The 20,944-nt window shown below is 71.4% G+C and carries 15 protein-coding genes and 1 pseudogene; 10 read left to right on the forward strand and 6 right to left on the reverse strand.

Going from position 1 to position 20,944, the window contains the following annotated elements:
* Positions 1-5: 5 nt before the first annotated feature.
* On the reverse strand, positions 6-689 hold the full coding sequence (locus ACIQ7M_RS36765) for a glycerophosphodiester phosphodiesterase (protein ID WP_403652422.1): 684 nt from the start codon (positions 687-689) through the stop codon (positions 6-8).
* Positions 690-707: 18 nt separating this feature from the next.
* Positions 708-1,862, reverse strand: a pseudogene (locus tag ACIQ7M_RS36770) (adenosine deaminase).
* 188 nt (positions 1,863-2,050) lie between these two features.
* On the opposite strand from ACIQ7M_RS36770, the gene ACIQ7M_RS36775 reads away from it, so the two are divergent.
* The gene (locus ACIQ7M_RS36775) at positions 2,051-3,259 is read left to right on the forward strand and encodes a DUF4190 domain-containing protein (RefSeq protein WP_403652425.1); all 1,209 of its coding nucleotides are present in this window, start codon (positions 2,051-2,053) and stop codon (positions 3,257-3,259) included.
* A 46-nt stretch (positions 3,260-3,305) separates the two neighbouring features.
* Here the strand turns inward: ACIQ7M_RS36775 and ACIQ7M_RS36780 are convergent, their stop codons facing one another.
* Both ACIQ7M_RS36780 and ACIQ7M_RS36785 read right to left on the reverse strand, forming a co-directional pair.
* Positions 3,306-4,943, reverse strand: a complete 1,638-nt coding sequence (locus ACIQ7M_RS36780; protein WP_403652521.1) for an MFS transporter — start codon at positions 4,941-4,943, stop codon at positions 3,306-3,308.
* 126 nt (positions 4,944-5,069) lie between these two features.
* Positions 5,070-5,651: an NADAR family protein gene (locus tag ACIQ7M_RS36785; RefSeq protein ID WP_403652428.1), complete on the reverse strand. Its 582-nt coding sequence runs from the start codon at positions 5,649-5,651 to the stop codon at positions 5,070-5,072.
* Positions 5,652-5,859: 208 nt separating this feature from the next.
* Between ACIQ7M_RS36785 and ACIQ7M_RS36790 the strand changes: the two genes are divergently transcribed.
* The 8 genes from ACIQ7M_RS36790 to ACIQ7M_RS36825 all read left to right on the forward strand — a co-directional run bounded on the left by ACIQ7M_RS36790 (position 5,860) and on the right by ACIQ7M_RS36825 (position 15,776).
* Positions 5,860-7,386, forward strand: a complete 1,527-nt coding sequence (locus ACIQ7M_RS36790) for a gamma-aminobutyraldehyde dehydrogenase (RefSeq protein WP_403652430.1) — start codon at positions 5,860-5,862, stop codon at positions 7,384-7,386.
* Between the two features lie 76 nt (positions 7,387-7,462).
* Entirely contained in the window at positions 7,463-8,710 is a 1,248-nt protein-coding gene (locus ACIQ7M_RS36795) for a spermidine/putrescine ABC transporter substrate-binding protein (protein ID WP_403652433.1), read from the forward strand.
* A 5-nt stretch (positions 8,711-8,715) separates the two neighbouring features.
* Positions 8,716-9,870, forward strand: a complete 1,155-nt coding sequence (locus ACIQ7M_RS36800) for an ABC transporter ATP-binding protein (RefSeq protein ID WP_355762668.1) — start codon at positions 8,716-8,718, stop codon at positions 9,868-9,870.
* Complete coding sequence (locus ACIQ7M_RS36805; RefSeq protein WP_355762670.1) at positions 9,870-10,799, forward strand: ABC transporter permease; 930 nt, start codon at positions 9,870-9,872, stop codon at positions 10,797-10,799. Before ACIQ7M_RS36800 ends, ACIQ7M_RS36805 begins: the two co-directional genes overlap by 1 nt.
* Complete coding sequence (locus tag ACIQ7M_RS36810; RefSeq protein WP_355762673.1) at positions 10,800-11,600, forward strand: ABC transporter permease; 801 nt, start codon at positions 10,800-10,802, stop codon at positions 11,598-11,600. It begins immediately after the preceding gene.
* A gap of 30 nt (positions 11,601-11,630) precedes the next feature.
* Positions 11,631-13,058: an NAD(P)/FAD-dependent oxidoreductase gene (locus tag ACIQ7M_RS36815; RefSeq protein ID WP_403652438.1), complete on the forward strand. Its 1,428-nt coding sequence runs from the start codon at positions 11,631-11,633 to the stop codon at positions 13,056-13,058.
* Positions 13,059-13,233: 175 nt separating this feature from the next.
* The gene (locus ACIQ7M_RS36820; RefSeq protein ID WP_355762678.1) at positions 13,234-13,692 is read left to right on the forward strand and encodes a hypothetical protein; all 459 of its coding nucleotides are present in this window, start codon (positions 13,234-13,236) and stop codon (positions 13,690-13,692) included.
* A 248-nt stretch (positions 13,693-13,940) separates the two neighbouring features.
* The gene (locus tag ACIQ7M_RS36825) at positions 13,941-15,776 is read left to right on the forward strand and encodes a chitinase (RefSeq protein ID WP_403652442.1); all 1,836 of its coding nucleotides are present in this window, start codon (positions 13,941-13,943) and stop codon (positions 15,774-15,776) included.
* Here ACIQ7M_RS36825 and ACIQ7M_RS36830 read toward each other — a convergent pair.
* Positions 15,715-16,683: a phosphatase PAP2 family protein gene (locus tag ACIQ7M_RS36830; protein ID WP_403652445.1), complete on the reverse strand. Its 969-nt coding sequence runs from the start codon at positions 16,681-16,683 to the stop codon at positions 15,715-15,717. The genes ACIQ7M_RS36825 and ACIQ7M_RS36830 overlap by 62 nt on opposite strands.
* Positions 16,684-16,884: 201 nt before the next feature.
* Positions 16,885-18,219 (reverse strand): 4-aminobutyrate--2-oxoglutarate transaminase, encoded by a 1,335-nt coding sequence (gene gabT / locus ACIQ7M_RS36835; RefSeq protein WP_355762686.1) that lies wholly within the window; start codon positions 18,217-18,219, stop codon positions 16,885-16,887.
* Between the two features lie 302 nt (positions 18,220-18,521).
* On the opposite strand from gabT, the gene ACIQ7M_RS36840 reads away from it, so the two are divergent.
* On the forward strand, positions 18,522-20,939 hold the full coding sequence (locus ACIQ7M_RS36840) for an ATP/GTP-binding protein (RefSeq protein WP_403652449.1): 2,418 nt from the start codon (positions 18,522-18,524) through the stop codon (positions 20,937-20,939).
* The last annotated feature ends 5 nt before the right edge of the window (positions 20,940-20,944 follow it).

Raw genomic sequence — 20,944 nt, forward strand, 5'->3', positions numbered from 1 at the left:
TCGACTCAGTCCCTGCGCAGGGCGGTCAGCGCGTCGATGCGGTTGGTCGTGATCGAGTCGACCCCCGCGTCGAGCAGGCGGCGCATGGCGCGGCGGGTGTCCGGCGTCCATACGGACAGCAGGTGCCCGCCGCGGTGGACGCGGGCCGCGAGATCGCGACTCACCAGCGAGAAGCGGTAGTTGAGCCAGCGCGGGCGTACGACGTCGAGCAGGCCCGGGCGCGGCGGGGCCAGGCTCGTCCAGGTCAGCGCGATCTCCGCGGACGCGTCGGCGGCCCGCACCGCCAGCATGGCGGGGGCCGCCGCGCAGTAGTACACCCGCTCCCCGGCCCCGCACGCCCGCACCACGTCCACGATCTCGCGCGCGACCCGCACGTCCACCGCTCCGGGCAGATCGACCATGACCCTGCTGTCGACGGTCGCCCCGAGGGCCTCCGCCAGCGTCGGCACACCGCCCGCCGTGAGTCCGCGCACCTCGTCGCCGGAGAGCGAGCTCAGCGGCCGGTCGTGTCCCCACAGACGCTTGAGCGTCGCGTCGTGCAGCAGGACGGGTACACGGTCGCGTGTCAGACGTACGTCGATCTCGACGGCGTCCGCGCCCCGGTGGAGCGCGGAACGCAGCGAGTCGACCGTGTTCTCACGGACGCGATAGGGGTCGCCGCGGTGGGCGACGGCGGTCACGGTGCGCATGGGGCCATTGTGACCGGGTCAGAGCGCGAGCCAGGTCGCGGCGTACGTGTCGATCTCCGCGGCGAGTCCGGCCTTCTCCGCCTCGCCGAGGAACGACGCGTGCACCGCGTTCCTGGCGAGCTCGGCGACGCCCTGCTCGTCGAGCCCGAGGAGGCGGGCGGTGACCGCGTACTCGGTGTTGAGGTCGGTGCCGAACATCGGCGGGTCGTCGGAGTTGACGGTGACCGTCACCCCGGCCGCCACGAACTCCTTGACGGGGTGTTCGTCGAGGGTGCGGACGGCGCGGGTGGCGATGTTCGAGGTCGGGCAGACCTCCAGCGCGATGCCGTGCTCGGCGAGATGGGCGAGCAGTCGCGGGTCCCGGGCGGAACTCGTGCCGTGGCCGATGCGCTCGGCACCGAGGACGTTCAGCGCGTCCCAGACCGTCTCCGGGCCCGTCGTCTCACCGGCGTGCGGCACGGAGCGCAGTCCGGCGGCGCGGGCGCGGTCGAAGTAGGGCTTGAACTGGGGCCTCGGCACACCGATCTCGGGGCCGCCGAGTCCGAAGGAGACGAGCCCCTCCGGCCGCAGCCGGTCGTCGGTCGCGAGCCGCACGGTCTCCTCGGCGGCCTCAAGACCGGCCTCGCCGGGGATGTCGAAGCACCAGCGCAGCACGACACCGAGGTCGGCCTCGGCGGCCTTGCGGGCGTCCTCGATGGCGTCCATGAAGGCGCGTTCGTCGATTCCGCGCCGGGTGGACGACCACGGAGTGATCGTCAGTTCCGCGTAGCGCACCTGCTGACGGGCCATGTCGCGGGCGACCTCGTACGTCAGCAGCCGTACGTCCTCGGGGGTGCGGATGAGGTCGACGACGGACAGGTACACCTCGATGAAGTGCGCGAAGTCCGTGAACGTGAAGTAGTCCGCCAGCGCCTCGGGGTCGGTGGGCACCCGGGAGTCGGGGTGGCGGGCGGCGAGCTCGGACACGATGCGCGGGGAGGCGGAGCCGACGTGGTGGACGTGCAGTTCGGCCTTGGGCAGCCCGGCGATGAAGGTGCGCAGGTCGCGGGCGTCGTCGCGTGCGGTGATGTGCTCGGTCAACGGGTTCCTCCCCGGAACGGCGTCCCTGGGCCGTTTCGGTCCGGACGCGGGTGATCGGCTGATCGACGGTTCGGGATCATCGTAGGCGGCCACCGCCGTCCGGGCCCGGTGCACCCCACGCGGGACGAGCGGGCCGTCGTACGACGGAGATCCGCCGCCCATGGCCCGGGCCGTAGCATGACGGAACGTACGAGAGAGGGGACTCGCCCATGTCCGACGACGCCCAGAGGCCGACAGCGCCACGCGCGGGTGCGTGGGCTCCACCGGGCGGGTCGGCCCCGGTGCCCGAGCGCGACGGGTCCCCCGAGGGGCGTGGACCGTCCGGCGCGGGCACCGTGCCGGGTTACGGTCCCGTCGAGGACGCGGCACCCGAGGCGGAGCGCGCGTCGGAGGCCGGTCCGGACCGTGCGATACCCACGGCCGGCTCGGACCACGCGGTGTCCGCGGCCGGCCCCGATCACACGGCACACGCCGCCGGCCCCGGCCGGGCGGCACCTCCGTCGGACGGAGGCAGCGACGACGGACCGGACCGTGGGTCGCGCGGTGGACCGGGCGGAGGCTCGGGCGGTACCGCGGACGGCGGTTCGGGAGGCGGCTCGGGCGGTGGTCCCGGCGGCGGACCTGTCTTCGGGGCCGAGGAGACCGCGCGGTGGGCGGACAGGGCGTTCGACGACGGAGCGGGGCGCGCGGTACCCCCGACGGGCGGGACCTTCGGCGTGGCGCCCGCGGGCTCCGTGCCCGCGCAGGGCACCGGCCCCTTCGCCGCCCCCGGACCCGACGCCCGGGTGTCCCTCGGGAAGCCCGACACCGGCCCGCGATCCGAGTTCGACCCCTGGGCCCCGCCCGAGGAGATCGCCTCGCCCGGCAGAACCGTACGGGGGAGCGGCGCGCCCCCTCCGGCGTACGGGCTTCCCACGATCACCTCGCTGCCCGGCGCGCCGGCCCCGCCCGGACCCGGTAACCCCGGCGGTCCCTGGGACAACCCCTTCGCGCCCCCGGCGGCCCGCACCCCCTACCCGCAGCCCTCTCCCGGCGAGCCCGTCCCGCCGCCGCCGATCGCCCCCGGCGGTCCCGGCCTCCCGTACGGCCACGGCTACCCGCAGTACCCGGGCTTTCCCGCGGGTGCCGCCCATCCGGGCGCGCCCGGATACGGCTGGCCCCTGAGCCGGCCCATGCCGAGCAACGGGCTCGGAACCGCCGGGCTCGTGCTGGGCATCATCACGGCGGTCCTCTTCATCGTGTGGCCGCTGGCGATCGTGCTGGGCGTCCTCGCCGTGATCTTCGGGCTGGTCGGCGGGGCCAAGGCGCGTCGCGGCGAGGCCACGAACGCCGGGCAGGCGCTGGCCGGGGTCATCTGCGGAGCCGTCGGGCTGGTCCTCGCCGTCGCCGTGTTCGTCCTCGTCGTCGTCTACGCCCCGGACGACGGCGGCGGTGACACGGGCGGGGACGACGGCTTCTCCACCTCCCTGGTGACGCGACAGGTGCGGTGACCCGGGTCCGCGGCCGCCGCCCCCGCGGACCGCTCCGGCGGCGGTGTCAGCCGGCCGCCGGGGGCTTCTCCTGCCCGGTCCTGCCCCCGGGGCCCTCCGCCTTGCCCTCGGGGTCCTCCGCCGTGCCTCCCCGGCCTCCGGGGTGGCGCAGGGCGCAGAAGAAGCCGACGGCGAGCGCGATCGCCATGCCGTAGAAGACGTATTGATTGGCCTCGGCGAAGTCCATCCGTACGTCCGACATCACCTCGCGCATGGTCGAGGCGGCTGCGCCCGTGCCCGTCGGCCGGCTTGCGTCGGCGTTGCCCGTGACGGCCTGGGCGATGTCGTCGGCGACGTCGTGGGCCCTGGCCGACGACAGGCCGTGGGACGTGAGCGTCGAGACGACCTTGTCCGTCATCCTGTGCGTCAGGACGGTCCCGAAGACGGCCAGCCCGACACTGGCCGCGTAGTTGCGGACGGTCTGGGTGATGCCGGTGACCTCGCCGTAGGAGGCTCCGATGGACCGGTTGACGGCGTCGGTGGACGCGGGCGCCAGGATGAACCCGATCCCGGCTCCCGCGAGGGCGACGTACGGCCACTGGTCGTGCATGGACAGGTCGGTCAGCTTGCCGGCCCAGAGGTAGAACCCGACCGCGCCCACGATGGTGCCGATCTTCAGGGCCGGCCGGGCGCCCTTCCGGTCGAGCATGCGGCCGCCCCACTGGGAGGCGATCGCGAAGCCCACGAAGAAGTACAGGAGATAGAGCGCCGCCTGGTTGGGCGAGGCGCTGAGCGAGACCTGCGCGTACACCGAGGCGAAGAAGAAGACCGGGACGAAGGCCAGCATGGCGAAGAAGAGCACCAGGGAGTCAACGGTGAACGCCTTGTCCCGGAAGACCGCCAGGTTGACCAGCGGATGGCGCCGGTCGCGTTCGTAGCGGCAGAAGAGGACCAGGACGACGAGGCCGCCCACGATGCAGGCCCAGGTCGCCACGCTGCCCCAGCCCCAGTACGCGGCCTGCTGGAAGCCGAGCACGCTCACTCCCATGCCCACGGCGATGAGCACGGCCCCGACGACGTCCAGCGACTCGTCGCGCCGCCGGTCGGGGATGTGCGCCAGCACGGTCAGGACGAGGGCCACCACGGCGACGGGCACGTTGACCCAGAAGATCGCCCGCCAGGTCCATGACGTGAGCCAGCCGCCCAGCAGCGGGCCGATGGCCGTCAGCGCTCCCGACAGCCCGAAGAACAGCGCCAGCGCCCGGCCGCGCCGCTCCACCGGGAACACGGCCACGACCACGGCGAGTGCCGCGGGGAACAGGAGGGCGGCTCCCAGACCCTGGGTCGCCCTGAAGATGATCAGCCAGGTCTGGGCGAAGTCGCCCTTGGGCACACAGCCGCACAGCACCGACGAGACGACGAAGACCAGGGTGCCGACGACCACGACCCGGCGGGGCCCGAGCAGGTCGGCCAGCCGTCCGCCGAGGGCGAAGAAGGCGGCCAGCGACAGCAGGTAGGCGTTCACCACCCACTGCATGCCGGACGTCGAGAGCCCGAGCTCGCGGACGATGTCCGGCGCGGCGATGGAGACGATCGTCTGGTCGATGAACGTCATCGCCACCGCGAAGAGCATCGCCGCCAGCGCCAGAGACTGGCGGGGCGCGCGGGGCGCGGTGGACGGGGTGTGGTTCTCCTCTGCGTACATGCCAGTCACACGCACAGTTTTGGCCGGTCGGGGCGCTGCCGCATCCGGGAACCGCCACCTCCGGGGCCCTCGCCCCGGCGGCCGCGGACCGTCCCCGCCCCCGGGGGCTCGCCCCCGGCGCGGTTTCTAGGGGCTCGCCTCCGCGGACGTGTCCGCCGCGCGCAGCCGCTCGCGTGCCTCCATCAGGGCGAAGCCCAGCAGGTTCTCGCCCCGCCAGCGGCGGGGGTCGAAGGCGCCGTCGTCGTTCGCGGCGAGCCCGATGCCCCAGACGCGGTCCATGGGGCTCGCCTCGACCAGCACCCTCCCGCCCGTGCCCAGCAGGAACGCCCGCAGGCCGGGGTCGGCGGAGAACTTGTGGACGCTGCCCTCGACGACGATCCGGAACCGCTCGCGCCGCCAGACGGTCTCGTCGAAGCCGCGCACCAGCCGCCCGGCCTTCTTGGCGAGCGCGGGGTTCGCGGCGCCGACCGCCTGCCGCTCGGCCTCGGCGTCGCGGAAGAGGCGCGCCTTGGACGCCATCATCCAGTGCTCGGCCGTCGCGTAGGAGACCCCTTCGGCCACGAAGGGTGACGGCCACCACTGGCTGAGACAGCTCGGTCCCACCCGGCCGTCCGGCCCCGGGCGGTGCCCCCAGAAGTGCAGGTACTTGACCGGCGTCCCCGACGCGACGGCAGTGACCAGTGCGTCCCGTGTATCGATCTTCCCCATGCATGCCACTTTGGCACGCACCACTGACACACCGTCCCGCCTTTTCCGGGAGGACTCGACACCTGGTCAAAGGATTCCGTCGCGTAACCAAAAGGCAACAACGGAATCACTTGTTGGAGTCCCTTTGCTCTGCCAGGATCGGCACTCAAATCGAGCTGGAGCTACGCCGACCCCCGTTTCGACGGGGAGGACGGCGGAGGAGAGCGACATGCACAATCCGGGCCATCGCTTCCAGGCGCAGGACCGTCTCGCGGACGGCGCGCAGTACATCGGGGGCCGTCTCACCCAGGGCACCTCCGGTCGTATGCACGCGGTCGTGGACCCCGCCACCGGCGAGGAGGTGTACACGTACGAGCTGGCGAGCACCGCCGACGTGGACGCGGCGGTCGCGGCCGCCCGCGCGGCCTTCCCCGGCTGGGCGGCCACCACCCCCGGGGAGCGGTCCGACGCGCTGCACCGGTTCGCCGCCGTGCTCGCCGAGCGCGCCGAGGAGTTCGCCCAGGCCGAGTCGCTGCAGTGCGGAAAGCCCCTCAAGCTGACCCGCGAGTTCGACGTCCCGGGAACCATCGACAACACCGCGTTCTTCGCGGGCGCCGCCCGGCATCTGCAGGGCCAGTCGGCCGGCGAGTACTCCGGCGACCACACCTCGTACGTACGCCGCGAGCCCATCGGGGTCGTCGGTTCCATCGCGCCCTGGAACTACCCGCTCCAGATGGCCGCCTGGAAGATCCTCCCGGCGATCGCGGCCGGCAACACGATCGTGCTGAAGCCCGCCGAGCTCACCCCGCTGACCTCCCTGCTCTTCGCGGAGGCGGCCACCCACGCGGGCATCCCGGACGGTGTCGTCAACATCGTCACGGGTCTGGGCAAGGAGGCCGGTGAACACCTCGTCGGCCACCCCGACGTCGTCATGACGTCCTTCACCGGGTCGACCGCCGTCGGCAAGCGCGTCGCCGAGATCGCCACCTCGACCGTCAAGCGCCTCCACCTGGAACTCGGCGGCAAGGCCCCCTTCCTCGTCTTCGACGACGCGGACCTGGAGGCCGCCGTGCACGGCGCGGTCGCCGGTGCGCTCATCAACACCGGCCAGGACTGCACGGCCGCCACGCGCGCGTACGTGCAACGGCCGCTCTACGACGCGTTCGTCGAGCGCACCGCCGCCCTGATGGCGACCGTCCGCGTGGGCGACCCGTTCGCGACCGGCACCGACCTCGGCCCGCTGATCTCGCACGCCCAGCGCGACCGCGTCGCCGGATTCGTCGACCGGGCCCGCGGCTACGCGCGCGTGGTCACCGGCGGCGAGGCTCCCCAGGGAGAACTCAAGAGCGGCGCCTACTACGCGCCCACGCTCGTCGCCGACGCCGCGCAGGACAGCGAGATCGTGCAGGCCGAGATCTTCGGCCCGGTGCTCGTGGTGCTGCCCTTCGACACCGACGACGAGGGCATCGCGCTGGCCAACGACACCCCGTACGGACTGGCCGCCTCCGCCTGGAGCCGTGACGTCTACCGGGCCAACCGCGCGACCCGCGAGATCAAGGCCGGCTGCGTGTGGGTCAACGACCACATTCCGATCATCAGCGAGATGCCGCACGGCGGTTACAAGGCATCCGGCTTCGGCAAGGACATGTCCGCCTACTCCTTCGAGGAGTACACACAGGTCAAGCACGTCATGTTCGACAACACCGCGGTCGCCAGGAAGGACTGGCACCGCACGGTCTTCGGGGACCGGCCGTAGCGCGTTCACCGGCTACGGCCCTGTGGCAGACCAGGCCGCGACCACGGCCGCGACCCTCTCGAAAGGGCACCAGAGCATGGAGCAGTACGAGCCCGAACGCCTGTCCCCGGTGCAACTGGCCGCCATGCGGCGCAGCTTCCGGAACGGCAGGGCGTCCCTCACCCGTCGTTCACTGCTGCGCGCCTCGGCGGGCGGCGCGCTGGCCGTCGGCGGACTCGGGGCGCTGAGCGCCTGCGGGATCCCCGCGGCGGGCAGGACCCAGGGCGGCACGTCCGCCCAGGACCACTCGGCCACGGAGAAGACCCTCAACTTCTCCAACTGGACCGAGTACATCGACCTCGACGACAGCGGCAAGCACCACCCGACGCTGGAGACCTTCCGCAAGCGGACGGGCATCTCGGTCAAGTACACCGAGGACATCAACGACAACAACGAGTTCTTCGCCAAGATCAAGCCGCAGCTCGCCGCGGGTCAGCCCACCGGCCGTGACCTGATCGTCCTCACCGACTGGCTGGCCGCGCGCGTGATCCGCCTGGGCTGGGTGCAGAAACTCGACCCGTCCAACCTGCCGCACGCCTACACCAACCTGTCGCCGCAGTTCCGCAACCCCGACTGGGACCCGGGACGCGCCTACTCGTACCCGTGGCAGGGCATCCCCACCATCGTCGCCTTCAACAAGAAGGCGCTCGACGGGATCGAGGTGAAGTCGGTCTCCGACCTCCTCGACAACCCGAAGCTCAAGGGCCGCGTCTCCTTCCTGTCCGAGATGCGCGACACCATGGGCATGACCCTGCTCGACATGGGCAAGGACCCGTCGAAGTTCACCGACGACGACTTCGACGCGGCCGTCGCCCGGCTCCAGAAGGCCGTCGACAAGGGCCAGATCCGCCGCTTCACGGGCAACGACTACACGTCCGACCTGACCAAGGGCGACATCGCGGCCTGTGTCGCCTGGGCCGGCGACATCGTCCAGCTCAAGAACGACAGCCCGGACGTCGACTTCGTCATCCCCGACAGCGGCTACATGACGTCGACGGACAACCTGCTGGTCCCCAACAAGGCGCGTCACAAGACGAACGCCGAGCGGCTGATCGACTTCTACTACGAGCCTCAGCAGGCCGCCGAGCTCGCCGCGTACATCAACTACGCGACGCCGGTCGAAGGCGTGAAGCCCTACCTTGCCAAGATCGACCAGGACGCGGCGAACAACCCGCTGATCGTCCCCGACAAGGCCATGCAGGCCAGGTCACACTCCTTCCGGGCGCTGAGCCAGAAGGAAGAGACGGCCTACGAAGAGAAGTTCGCGAAGCTCACAGGGGCGTGACGATCATGACGACAGAGAACAGCGGCGACGTCCGCCTCACCGGGATCAGCAAGACCTACGACAACGGCTTCACCGCCGTACAACCACTCGACCTGACCGTGCCGCACGGCTCCTTCTTCGCCCTGCTCGGCGCCTCGGGCTGCGGCAAGACCACCACCCTGCGCATGATCGCCGGTCTGGAGGAACCTTCCTCCGGCACCGTGCACCTCGGCGACCAGGAGGTGACACACCTGCCGCCGTACAAGCGGCCGGTGAACACCGTCTTCCAGTCCTACGCGCTCTTCCCGCACCTGGACATCTTCGAGAACGTCGCCTTCGGCCTGCGCCGGCGCGGGATCAAGAGCGTCAAGAAGCAGGTCGAGGAGATGCTCGACCTCGTCCAGCTCGGCGAGCAGGCGCGCAAGAAACCCCACCAGCTCTCCGGCGGCCAGCAGCAGCGTGTCGCGGTCGCCCGCGCCCTGATCAACCACCCCAAGGTGCTGCTCCTGGACGAGCCGCTCGGCGCACTCGACCTCAAGCTGCGCCGCCAGATGCAGCTCGAACTCAAGCGGATCCAGACCGAGGTCGGCATCACCTTCGTCCACGTCACGCACGACCAGGAGGAGGCCATGACCATGGCCGACACGGTCGCCGTGATGAACGCGGGCCGTGTCGAGCAGCTCGGCTCGCCCGCCGACCTGTACGAGAACCCGCAGACCACGTTCGTCGCCAACTTCCTCGGCACCTCGAACCTCATCGAGGCCGAGGTCGACACCAGGAGCGGCGAGGACATCGTCCTCAAGGCGGGCGGCGGCAAACTGGTGCTGCCCCGGGCGCGATGTTCCGCCCCGGCGCAGACCGGCGGCAAGGTGCTCGTCGGCATCCGCCCGGAGAAGATCTCCCTCACGCACGCCGACGACGCGGGCGCGATACCCGCCGGCCGCAACCGGATCACCGGCAAGATCGCCGACTCCAGCTTCATCGGCGTCTCCACGCAGTACGTCATCGACAGCGCCGTCTGCCCCGAGTTCGAGGTCTACGCCCAGAACATCGAGCGGGACTCCCGGCTGGTCCCCGGCGCGGACGTCGTCCTGCACTGGAGCCCGGCGCACACCTTCGGCCTCGACGCGGCCCAGGACATCGACGCGGGTGTCGACACGGCCGAGGAGGAGGCCGCCTGATGGCCACCGTCACCGAGGCCGAAGCGCCACCCCTCGCGCCGCGGCCCGAGCCGAAGCCGCCGAAGAAGCGGGGCCGCCTCGTCCCGTACTGGCTGCTGCTGCCCGGACTCCTGTGGCTCGTCGTCTTCTTCGCGCTGCCGATGATCTACCAGGCCTCCACGTCCGTGCAGACGGGCTCCCTGGAGGAGGGCTACAAGGTCACCTGGCACTTCGCGACCTACTGGGACTCGCTCGCCGAGTACTGGCCGCAGTTCCTGCGCTCGGTCTCCTACGCGGCCGCCGCCACGGTCCTGTGCCTGCTGCTCGGCTACCCGCTGGCGTACCTGATCGCCTTCCGCGCGGGCCGCTGGCGCAACCTGATCATGATCCTGGTGATCGCGCCCTTCTTCACCAGCTTCCTGATCCGCACCCTGGCCTGGAAGACGATCCTCGCCGACAGCGGCCCCGTCGTCGGCGCGCTCAACACCCTGCACGTCCTCGACGTCACCGACTGGCTCGGCTGGACCGCGGGCGACCGCGTCCTCGCGACACCACTGGCCGTGGTGTGCGGTCTGACGTACAACTTCCTGCCGTTCATGATCCTGCCGCTCTACACCTCGCTGGAGCGCATCGACGGCCGGCTGCACGAGGCCGCGGGCGACCTGTACGCCAGGCCCTGGACGACCTTCCGCAAGGTCACCTTCCCGCTGTCGATGCCGGGCGTGGTCTCCGGCACGCTGCTCACCTTCATCCCGGCGGCCGGCGACTACGTCAACGCCGAACTCCTCGGCTCCACCGACACACGCATGATCGGCAACGTCATCCAGACCCAGTTCCTGAGGATCCTGGACTATCCGACGGCCGCCGCGCTCTCGTTCATCCTCATGGCCGCGATTCTCCTCATGGTCACGGTCTACATCCGCCGGTCCGGGACGGAGGACCTGGTCTAAATGCCCTTCGTCACCTGGTTCAAGCGCCATCTCGTCGTCATCGCGGGACTGCTGACGCTGTCCTATCTGCTGCTGCCCAACGTCGTCGTCACCGTGTTCTCCTTCAACAAACCGAAGGGACGCTTCAATTACGAGTGGCAGCAGTTCTCCACGGACGCCTGGAAGGACCCGTGCGGCGTCGCCGACATGTGCGGCTCGCTCGGACTCAGCCTCCAGATCGCCGTCTGGGCGACGATCGGGGCCACCGTCCTCGGCACGATGATCGCCTTCGCGCTCGTCCGCTACCGCTTCCGCGCACGCGGCGCCGTGAACTCGCTGATCTTCCTGCCGATGGCGATGCCCGAGGTCGTCATGGCCGCCTCGCTGCTCACCCTGTTCCTCAACATGGGCGCCCAGCTCGGCTTCTGGACGATCCTGATCGCCCACATCATGTTCTGCCTCAGCTTCGTCGTGACGGCCGTCAAGGCCCGCGTCATGTCGATGGACCCGAGGCTGGAACAGGCCGCCCAGGACCTCTACGCCGGCCCGGCGCAGACGTTCCTTCGGGTCACCCTGCCCATCGCGGCCCCCGGAATCGCCGCGGGCGCGCTGCTCGCCTTCGCGCTCTCCTTCGACGATTTCATCATCACCAATTTCAACGCGGGCTCGACCGTCACGTTCCCCATGTTCGTCTGGGGTTCGGCACAGCGCGGAACACCCGTTCAGATCAATGTCATCGGCACGGCCATGTTCCTCGTCGCCGTACTGTTCGTCCTGTCCGGAATGATCATCGGAAATCGCCGGAACAGGCAGAAGGCATAACGCCTGTCACCTCTGTAGGGAGTTGAAATCATGGCCCCGAGCGCCATGACCCGTGGTAATCAGTGGACGAAATCCCTTTCCGACGTCCAGCCGGTCTCGTACTGGCTGGACGACCCCGGCAAACCCCACCCCGAGCCCGCGCTCACCGGTGCCGAGACCTGCGACCTGCTCGTCGTCGGCGGCGGCTACAGCGGACTGTGGACCGCGCTGATCGCCAAGGAGCGCGACCCCGGGCGGGATGTCGTCCTGGTGGAGGGGCGCGAGGTGGGCTGGGCCGCCTCGGGCCGCAACGGCGGCTTCTGCGCCGCCTCCCTCACCCACGGTCTGGCCAACGGGCTCACCCGCTGGCCGGACGAGATCGGGAAGCTGGAGGAGCTGGGCGCCCGCAACCTCGACGCGATCGAGGCGGCCGTCGCCCGCTACTCCCTCGACTGCGACTTCGAGCGCAGCGGCGAGATCGACGTCGCCACCGAGCCGCACCAGGCGGCCGAACTGCGTGAGTGGCACCAGGAGCTGGAGCGGCGGGGTCTGGCCGACGGCGTCGAGTTCCTCGACACGGCGGCGGTGCGGGAACAGGTCGACTCCCCGACCTTCCTGGCCGGGCTGCACGACCGCCGCGGGGTCGCCATGCTCCACCCGGCCAAGCTGGCCTGGGGCCTCAAGCGCGCGTGCGTGGAGCTCGGCGTGCGGGTGTACGAGCACACACCCGCCCTCGACCTGAAGCCGTCCGGCGCGGGCATGGCGGTCCGCACGCCGTACGGCTCCGTCCGCGCCCGCCGGGTGGCCCTCGGGACCAACATCTTCCCGAACCTGGTCAAGCGCGTCCGCCCGTACACCGTCCCGGTCTACGACTACGCGCTGATGACCGAGCCGCTCACGGCCGACCAGCTCGCCTCCGTCGGATGGAAGAACCGCCAGGGGCTCGGCGACTCGGCCAACCAGTTCCACTACTTCCGCCTCTCGGCCGACAACCGCGTCCTGTGGGGCGGGTACGACGCGATCTACCCGTACGGCGGCCGGGTGCGCGCCGAGTACGACGACCGTCCCGAGACGTACGCCAAGCTCGCCGAGCACTTCTTCACCTGCTTCCCGCAGTTGGAGGGCCTCCGCTTCTCCCACGCCTGGGGCGGCGCGATCGACACCTGCTCCCGGTTCTCGGCGTTCTTCGGCAGCGCCCACCAGGGCAAGGTCGCCTACGCGGCCGGCTACACGGGCCTCGGCGTGGGCGCCACCCGGTTCGGCGCCGAGGTGATGCTCGACCTGCTCGCCGGGGAGCGCACCGAACGCACCGAGCTGGAGATGGTCCGCAGGAAGCCGCTGCCGTTCCCGCCCGAGCCGTTCGCCTGGACCGGCATCGCGCTCACCAAGTGGTCGCTGGCCCGCGCCGACACGCACGGCGGCCGGCGCAACCTGTGGCTGAAGACGATGGACAGACTGGGCCTCGGCTTCGACAGCTAGGCCGGACACGGCCCTCCGCGACACCCTTCAGGGCCGCGCGCCTCGGACATGTCCCGGTGGCGGCCCGGTGAACTGAATTCTTTTCAATTCACCGCCCGAACCCGCGTAATGAACCGCCCGGACCTCCCTCTCCTCTGTGACGCGACCCGCGTCGACACGAGAGGGAGGTTCCGTCATGACAGGGCCCAAGGCGGCGGTCGAGTGGCTGGCATCCGTGGCACCGGACCCCGAGGCCTGCCGCTGGGAATGGGAGCGCAGCCCCCGCGGGGTCGCGCTGCTGCCGGCGGGAAAGGCCTGGGACGTCCTGATCCTGCCGGCCGAGCTCGGTTATCCGACGCTCGACGTCCTGACCCGGGTGCTCGACCAGCCCGGGCCGGTGCTCGTCGACTTCGGCGACGCCCGGATGGGCTTCTTCGTGCCCGCGGGCACCGCCGCCAGGTGGCTGGGCACGGGCGTGCGCACGGCGGGCCCCGGTACCTGGATCGTGGTGCCCTACCCGGGACGGTCGACGGCCGGGGTCCGCTGGCTCGTCGCGCCGGACGGCTCGGGCACGCTCACGGATCCGGCCCTGCTCGAACTGGCCATGCACGAGGCCGCGGCGGGCCTCGCCGGTGACGGGGACCGGCGCAGGTGAGGGAGGCGGCGGCGGTGTCGGGGAGCGGCGCGTGAAGGGGCCTGCGACGGTGCCGGGGAGCGGCGCGTGAGGGGAGCACCGGCGCCGGTGTCGGGGAACGGCGCGTGAGGGGAGCCCGCGCCGGTGCGGGGGAGTCCGGGGCGGCCGTGCGAACTCCGTTGCCCGCCAGGGGTCTTGACAACCGAATTGGTCTGGACCAAGTTGGGCGCGCGCTCCATCCTCCAACTCCCCCATGCCCGGAGGCACTCATGGCCCCCACCAGACACGACAGACCCCTCGCACACCGTCGCCGGAGGCTGCTCGCCGCCTGCGCGGCCACCCTCCTGGCCGTACCCGGCCTGGTGGCGCTCTCCGCCACCGCCCAGGCGGCCGACGTGAACGTGGCCAGGAACGGCGGCTTCGAGTCGGGTCTGGGCAACTGGACCTGCACGGCTTCCACGATCGTCAACTCACCCGTTCACAGCGGCAGTTCGGCGATGATGGCGACCCCGGCCGGTAGCGACTACGCGCAGTGCTCGCAGACCGTGACCGTGAAGCCGGACGCGCAGTACAGCCTCTCCGGCTACGTCCGCGGCAGCTATGTCTACCTGGGCGCGACCGGCACCGGCACGACCGACGTCAGCACCTGGACCCCGTCCGCCGCCGACTGGCAGCAGCTCGGCACCACCTTCCGCACCGGCGCGTCCACCACCCAGGTCACGATCTACACGCACGGCTGGTACGGCACCGGCTCCTACTGGGCCGACGACCTCTCGCTGACCGGCCCCGGCGTCGACGCGGGACAGCCGCCGGCCGCGCCGACCGGACTGACCGCCGGTACGGTCACGTCCTCGTCGGTCGGCCTGTCCTGGGCGGCGGTGTCCGGCGCGACCGGCTACTCCGTCTACCGCGACGGGGCGAAGGTCCAGGGCGTCACGGGGACCTCGGCCACCGTGAGCGGGCTCACGGCATCCACCGCGTACTCCTTCCAGGTCACCGCGACCAACGGCGCGGGCGAGTCCGCGAAGTCGGCGACCGTCACCGCGACCACCTCCGCGGGCTCGGGCGGGGGCGGCGGAGGCTCCTCCGACCTGCCCGCGCACGCACTCGTCGGCTACCTCCACGCGAGCTTCGCCAACGGCGCCGGCTACACGCGCATGGCCGACGTGCCCGCGAGCTGGGACGTGATCGACCTGGCCTTCGGCGAGCCGACCTCGGTCACCTCGGGCGACATCCGGTTCAACCGCTGCCCGGTCACCGAGTGCCCCACCGTCGAGAGCGACGCGGACTTCAAGGCCGCGATCAAGGCCAAGCAGGCGGCCGGCAAGAAGGTGCTGATCTCGATCGGCGGCCAGAACGGACAGGTCCAGCTCACCACGGCGGCCGCCCGCGACACCTTCGTCTCCTCGGTCTCGAAGATCATCGACACCTATGGCCTGGACGGCCTGGACATCGACTTCGAGGGCCACTCGCTCTCCCTCGACGCGAGCGACACGAACTTCAAGAGCCCGACCACCCCGGTGATCGTCAACCTCATCTCGGCCCTGAAGACCCTGAAGGCCAAGTACGGCTCGAAGTTCGTCCTGAGCATGGCCCCGGAGACGTTCTTCGTCCAGCTCGGCTACCAGTACTACGGCACCGGGAAGTGGGGCGGCCAGGACCCGCGCGCCGGAGCGTACCTCCCGGTGATCCACGCCCTGCGCGACGACCTGACCCTGCTGCACGTCCAGGACTACAACTCCGGGTCGATCATGGGCCTCGACAACCAGTACCACTCCATGGGCGGCGCCGACTTCCACATCGCGATGACCGACATGCTGCTGACCGGCTTCCCGGTGGCGGGCGACGCGAACAACGTCTTCCCGCCCCTGCGTCCCGACCAGATCGCGATCGGCATGCCGGCCACCACCAACGCGGGCAACGGCTACGTCGCCCCGGCCGAGGTCACCAAGACCCTGAACTGCCTGACGAAGAAGACCGACTGCGGCTCGTACGCGACCCACGGCACCTGGCCGGGCCTGCGCGGTCTGATGACGTGGTCGGTCAACTGGGACCGGTTCGGAGGCTGGGAGTTCTCGCGGAACTTCGACGCGTACTTCGGCTGACGAAGAGCCACAGGGACGACAGCAGTACCGCGCAGAGGCACCAACTGGCCACCACGTCCAGTGGCCAGTGGTAGCCGCGCCGGACCAGGCCGAAGGCCACGGCCGCGTTCAGGGCCACGCACACGCACAGCAGCGCACCGCGGGCGCCCGCGGTGCGGAGCAGGGGGAGGAGGAGCAGGGTTGCCGCGCCGTACGCGACGGCGGCGGTGGCGGTGTGTCCCGAGGGATAGAAACCGGTGCCGGGCCCCATGACCGGGGGGCCCGGCCGGGAGACGAGTTCCTTCAGGGGCACGATCACCGCGGCGACGAGAAGCATCAGGACCGCGGCGGCGGCCGGGGGCAGCCACCATCGGTCCAGACCGGTGGCACGGTTCCGCAGGGCGACGAGGAGCAGTGCCAGCGCGAGGACCGGGACCGCCACCTGGACGCTGCCCAGGTCGGCGAGCAGTTCGGAGAACCGGTCCGGGTGCACGAGGCCGCCGCTCAGCCGCTCGTCCAGGCTCACGAGCGGGCCGTCCGCCGCGACCTGCCAGGTGATGAGCAGGAAGCACAGGCCGGGCAGGCCGATCAGAAGAGGCGTGCGGGACATGGGGGACAGCCTGCCATCGTCCGGAGCCGCCACGGCACGGGCCCGCCCGTCACCGACGGGGGAGGACCGGAAACACGAGGAAGGAAGAGGCCCGCGGCCGAGCGGGGCCGAGGAGCCGGCCGGAGAAGGAGTCGGCCGCCCCGGAACAGGGGGGGTGGTTCCGAGGCGGCCGCCCGGACCGGAATGTCGCGCGCCCCGGGGGGTTTGGGGCGGGCGACTGTCCGATCGGTGAGGAGAACCGGAGCCGCAAGCTCCGGGTGTGTGCGCGAGGGCACGACCAGGGCGAAGCTGGGGTGGCCTCGGCCCGGTGCAGCCCACAGTCCCCTGCGGGCGGGTGTATCCCTGATCTGGTTAGAACCTACGGCAGGGGGTGCGCCTCCGACAGACGGATTCGCGTCCCGCCATCCACCTCGCACACCTTCTTCACACGCCCCCACGGGAACGCCGCGGCACCGCGTCCCCGGCGGAATCCGCCCGGGGGGCGGATTCGGGGGGCGCGGTGCCGCGGCGCCGTCCGTGTCAGATGCGGGCGAAGGCCTGCTCGATGATGTCGAGACCCTCGTTCAGGAGGTCCTCGCCGATGACCAGCGGGGGCAGGAAGCGAAGGACGTTGCCGTAGGTGCCACAGGTCAGGACCAGCAGGCCCTCCTGGTGGCAGGCCTTGGCGAGCGCGCCGGCCGCCTCCGGGTTCGGCTCCTTGGTGGCCGGGTCCTTGACCAGCTCGATGGCGATCATGGCGCCGCGGCCGCGGACCTCGCCGATGACGTCGAACTTCTCCGCCATGGCGCCGAGGCGGGTCTTCATGACCGACTCGATGTGCTTCGCCTTGGCGTTGAGGTCGAGCTCCTTCATCGTCTCGATCGCGCCGAGCGCGCCGGCGCAGGCCACCGGGTTGCCGCCGTAGGTGCCGCCCAGACCGCCCGAGTGGGCGGCGTCCATGATCTCGGCGCGGCCCGTCACGGCGGCGAGCGGCAGACCGCCCGCGATGCCCTTGGCCGTCGTGATCAGGTCCGGGACGATGCCCTCGTCCTCGCAGGCGAACCACTGGCCGGTGCGGCAGAAGCCGGACTGGATCTCGTCCGCGACGAAGACGATGCCGTTGTCCTTGGCGAACTGGCTGATGGCCGGCAGGAAGCCCTTCGCGGGCTCGATGAAGCCGCCCTCGCCGAGCAGCGGCTCGATGATGATCGCGGCGACGTTGTCGGCGCCGATCTGCTTGTTGATCATGTCGATGGCCTGGGCGGACGCCTCGGCGCCGGCGTTCTCCGGGCCGGTCAGCCAGCGGTAGCCGTAGGCGACCGGCACGCGGTAGACCTCGGGCGCGAACGGACCGAAGCCGTTCTTGTACGGCATGTTCTTGGCGGTCAGCGCCATCGTCAGGTTCGTCCGGCCGTGGTAGCCGTGGTCGAAGACGACGACGGCCTGGCGCTTGGTGTACGCGCGGGCGATCTTGACGGCGTTCTCGACGGCCTCGGCGCCCGAGTTGAACAGGGCGGACTTCTTGGCGTGGTCGCCCGGGGTCAGCTCGGCGAGCGCCTCGGCGACGGCGACGTACCCCTCGTACGGCGTGACCATGAAACAGGTGTGGGTGAAGTCCTGGAGCTGGGCGGAGGCCCGGCGCACGACGGCCTCGGCGCTCGCGCCGACCGACGTCACGGCGATGCCGGAGCCGAAGTCGATGAGGCGGTTGCCGTCGACGTCCTCGATGATCCCGCCGCCGGCGCGCGTGGTGAAGACGGGGAGCACCGACCCGACACCGGCCGCGACCACGGCGGTGCGGCGGGCCTGCAGCTCCTGCGACTTCGGGCCGGGGATGGCGGTGACGACGCGGCGCTCCTGCGGAAGTGCGGTCATGAGGGGCTCCCTGATGATCTTGCGAACCGGACGGTCCCCGGCGGATGCGGGGCGGTCCGGGCGGGGGGTTTTCGGACGCTTGCCTTGTTTCTTCGCAGGCTAGAGCCGAGGAGGGGGGCTCGGCATGCGCCATGTGGGCGTTGTCGGAGGAATCCGTTGTCCGTGATGGACATAGAGGAGTGGAGGCGCGGTCCTCCCGGCCCCCCGCGGGCCCGGCCGCGTAAACGGTGAACTCGCCCCGCGGGACCACTAGATTGGCCTGAGAGCGACAGGCGGACTGGCTGGTCAGGGGGGCGCACACGATGGACTTCGACGGTACGCGCGACGCACGTGGCACGCATGCCGATCCCGTGCCTCGCCCGGCCGCACCCCCCGGGGCCGTCCCCGGGAGCGCTCCGCCCAGGCCCTCGGGCCCGCCGCCCCTGCCGCCGGGCCCGCCGGCGGCCCGCCCCGCCGTGCGCGACTGGCTCAACGCGCCCCGCCCCGACGCCGCCCTCGGGATCTGGCGGTACGGATACGTCGCCCCCCGCGAGTCCAAGGAGCGCCGGCGCCTGCCCTCCGTGACGGTCGTCGGCCTGCTGATCCCTCTGGTGCTCGGGCTCGTCGTCTGGTCCCTGTGGCGCCGGGGGAACGTCCCCTACCAACTGGTCGTGCTGAAACTGTTCACGCCGGAGGGCTGGTGGTGGGGCGGGACGACGGCCCCGAGGACCTGGCAGGGCGAAGACGCCCGCATCGTCTACGACGGTCTCTTCTTCGCCGCGCTGGTCTACGTGATGGGGCGCCTCGGAAGCTGGCGCGAGATCGCCCAGCACTTCGTCGTACAGCGCGCGCAGCCGGGCCGGGCCCTCATCGCGGCCTTGGCGGCCCTGCTGACGCTGACGTTCGTCTGGCCGAGCGCCTTTCCCGGCGTCGGGTGGGACCCACTGCCGATCGTCGATCCGGTGTTGTCCCTGGTGGCGCTGATCGCCGGCGGACGTGACGTGTTTGCGTCACTCGTGGTCAGCTACGGCGTCGAAGCGCTGATCACCGTGCTGGTCCTGCTGCCCTTCGCCAAGCTCGGCGGCTGGTGGCCCCTCGTCAAGGAACGCCTAGGTTCCCGGCAGCCCGCGACGGGCACCACGGCGGCGTCCCCGCCCGCACCCGAGGAGCCGTCCGGCCCCCCGGCGGAATGGCCCGAACTGAGGGCGACCGGACAGCACAAGGCGGCGGAACTGCTGTCCTCCGAAATACTGACCGAACGCATGAACGACGTCGACTGCGCGAGGATCCTGCGCGCCTGGACCAGGGCCAAGCGCGACGGACAGCTCGGCGTCTTCAGCGACACCGTGCTGCGCCGCGGCGCCGCGGCCTGGACCCATCCCTCCGGAGCCCGCGACCTGCCCGTCCGCGCCGCCTCCCACGACCTCCTCGCGGGCCAGGTGCGGCTCGGCCGGTGGGTCGCCAGGGAACGCACCCCGCTCGCCTACTCCGGAGCGGGCACCGCCCTCGGCCCGGCGACGCTCGGCACCTCCCTCCTCGCCGTCGGACCGGCCGGTTCCGGGAAGACACGCCACCTCGTCGGACCCGTCGCCGAATCCCTCGGGCTCCAGGCCCTCACCGCGCGCTGCGCCGTCGTCGTCGTGGCCGCCGCCGGGACGCCGGTCGGCCCCGATGCCTCGTACGACGTCGTCGTGAAGCTCGGCGACCCCGAGTCGGTCCACGACCTGGACCTCTACGCCGACTGCGCCGACGCCGACGAGGCCGCCGCGTTCCTCGCGGAAGGCCTGGTCGGCAGCGTCGACGGCGTCGACGTCCGGCGCGCCGCCACGGCCCTGGCCCAGTTGCTCGGTCCCTACCGGGCCGTCCACGGCAGGTTCCCCACGATCCCCGTGCTGCGCGAACTGCTCGACGGAGTGCCCGCGCTGCTGGAGCCCCTGCGGCAGGACCTGTCGGCGGGGGGCCACCCCGCGATGCTCCGCGAACTGGAGGCACGGCTGCGGCAGAGCGGCGGCCCGAACGACCCGGGCCCGGTACTCGCCGACCGGCTGGCGCTGCTGGACCGGCCGGTCTTCGCGGACTTCTTCGGCTCCGGCACGAGCGCCCGGCCGTTCTCGCTGCGGGCGGTGGCCCATCATCCGCTGCGCGTCCGCGTCGACCTGCCGGAACGGGGCTACGAAGAGGCGTCGCAGCTCGTCACCCGGCTCCTGCTCGCCCAGTTCGCCGCCGTCGTCCGAGGCGGCGACCGGCGCGGGCACTTCGCCTGTCTGGTCCTCGACGACGCGACCGGCGCCCTGACCGCCGAGACCGTACGCCGCATCCAGGGCCTGCGGGCGCACAACGCCGGAGTGGTCCTCGCCCTGCGGTCCATCGGCGACATCCCCGAGGCCCTGCACGGGCCGCTGTACGGCGCGGTCGGCTGCCGCATGGCCTTCTCCGGCGTCACGACCTGGGACGGCGGCCGCTTCGCCGAGTCCTGGGGCACCGAGTGGGTGGAGACACGCGATGTGGCCAAGCACACCGTCTTCGCCGACCAGCCCATGACCCGGGCCATCCACGCGCTGCGCAAGCTGGTGACCGGCAAGGCGGTGACCACGGACGCCGTGACCGTGCGTCAGGTCGAGCGGGAGCGCTGGTCCGCCTCCGAACTGGCCCACGCGGTCCCGCCCGGCCACGCCGTACTGTCGCTGACCAGCGTGGACGGGGAGCACGCCCCGCCGCTGCTGGTGGACCTGCGGGGCTGAGGGCC

Source organism: Streptomyces sp. NPDC096324, from assembly GCF_044763015.1.
Lineage (GTDB): Bacteria > Actinomycetota > Actinomycetes > Streptomycetales > Streptomycetaceae > Streptomyces.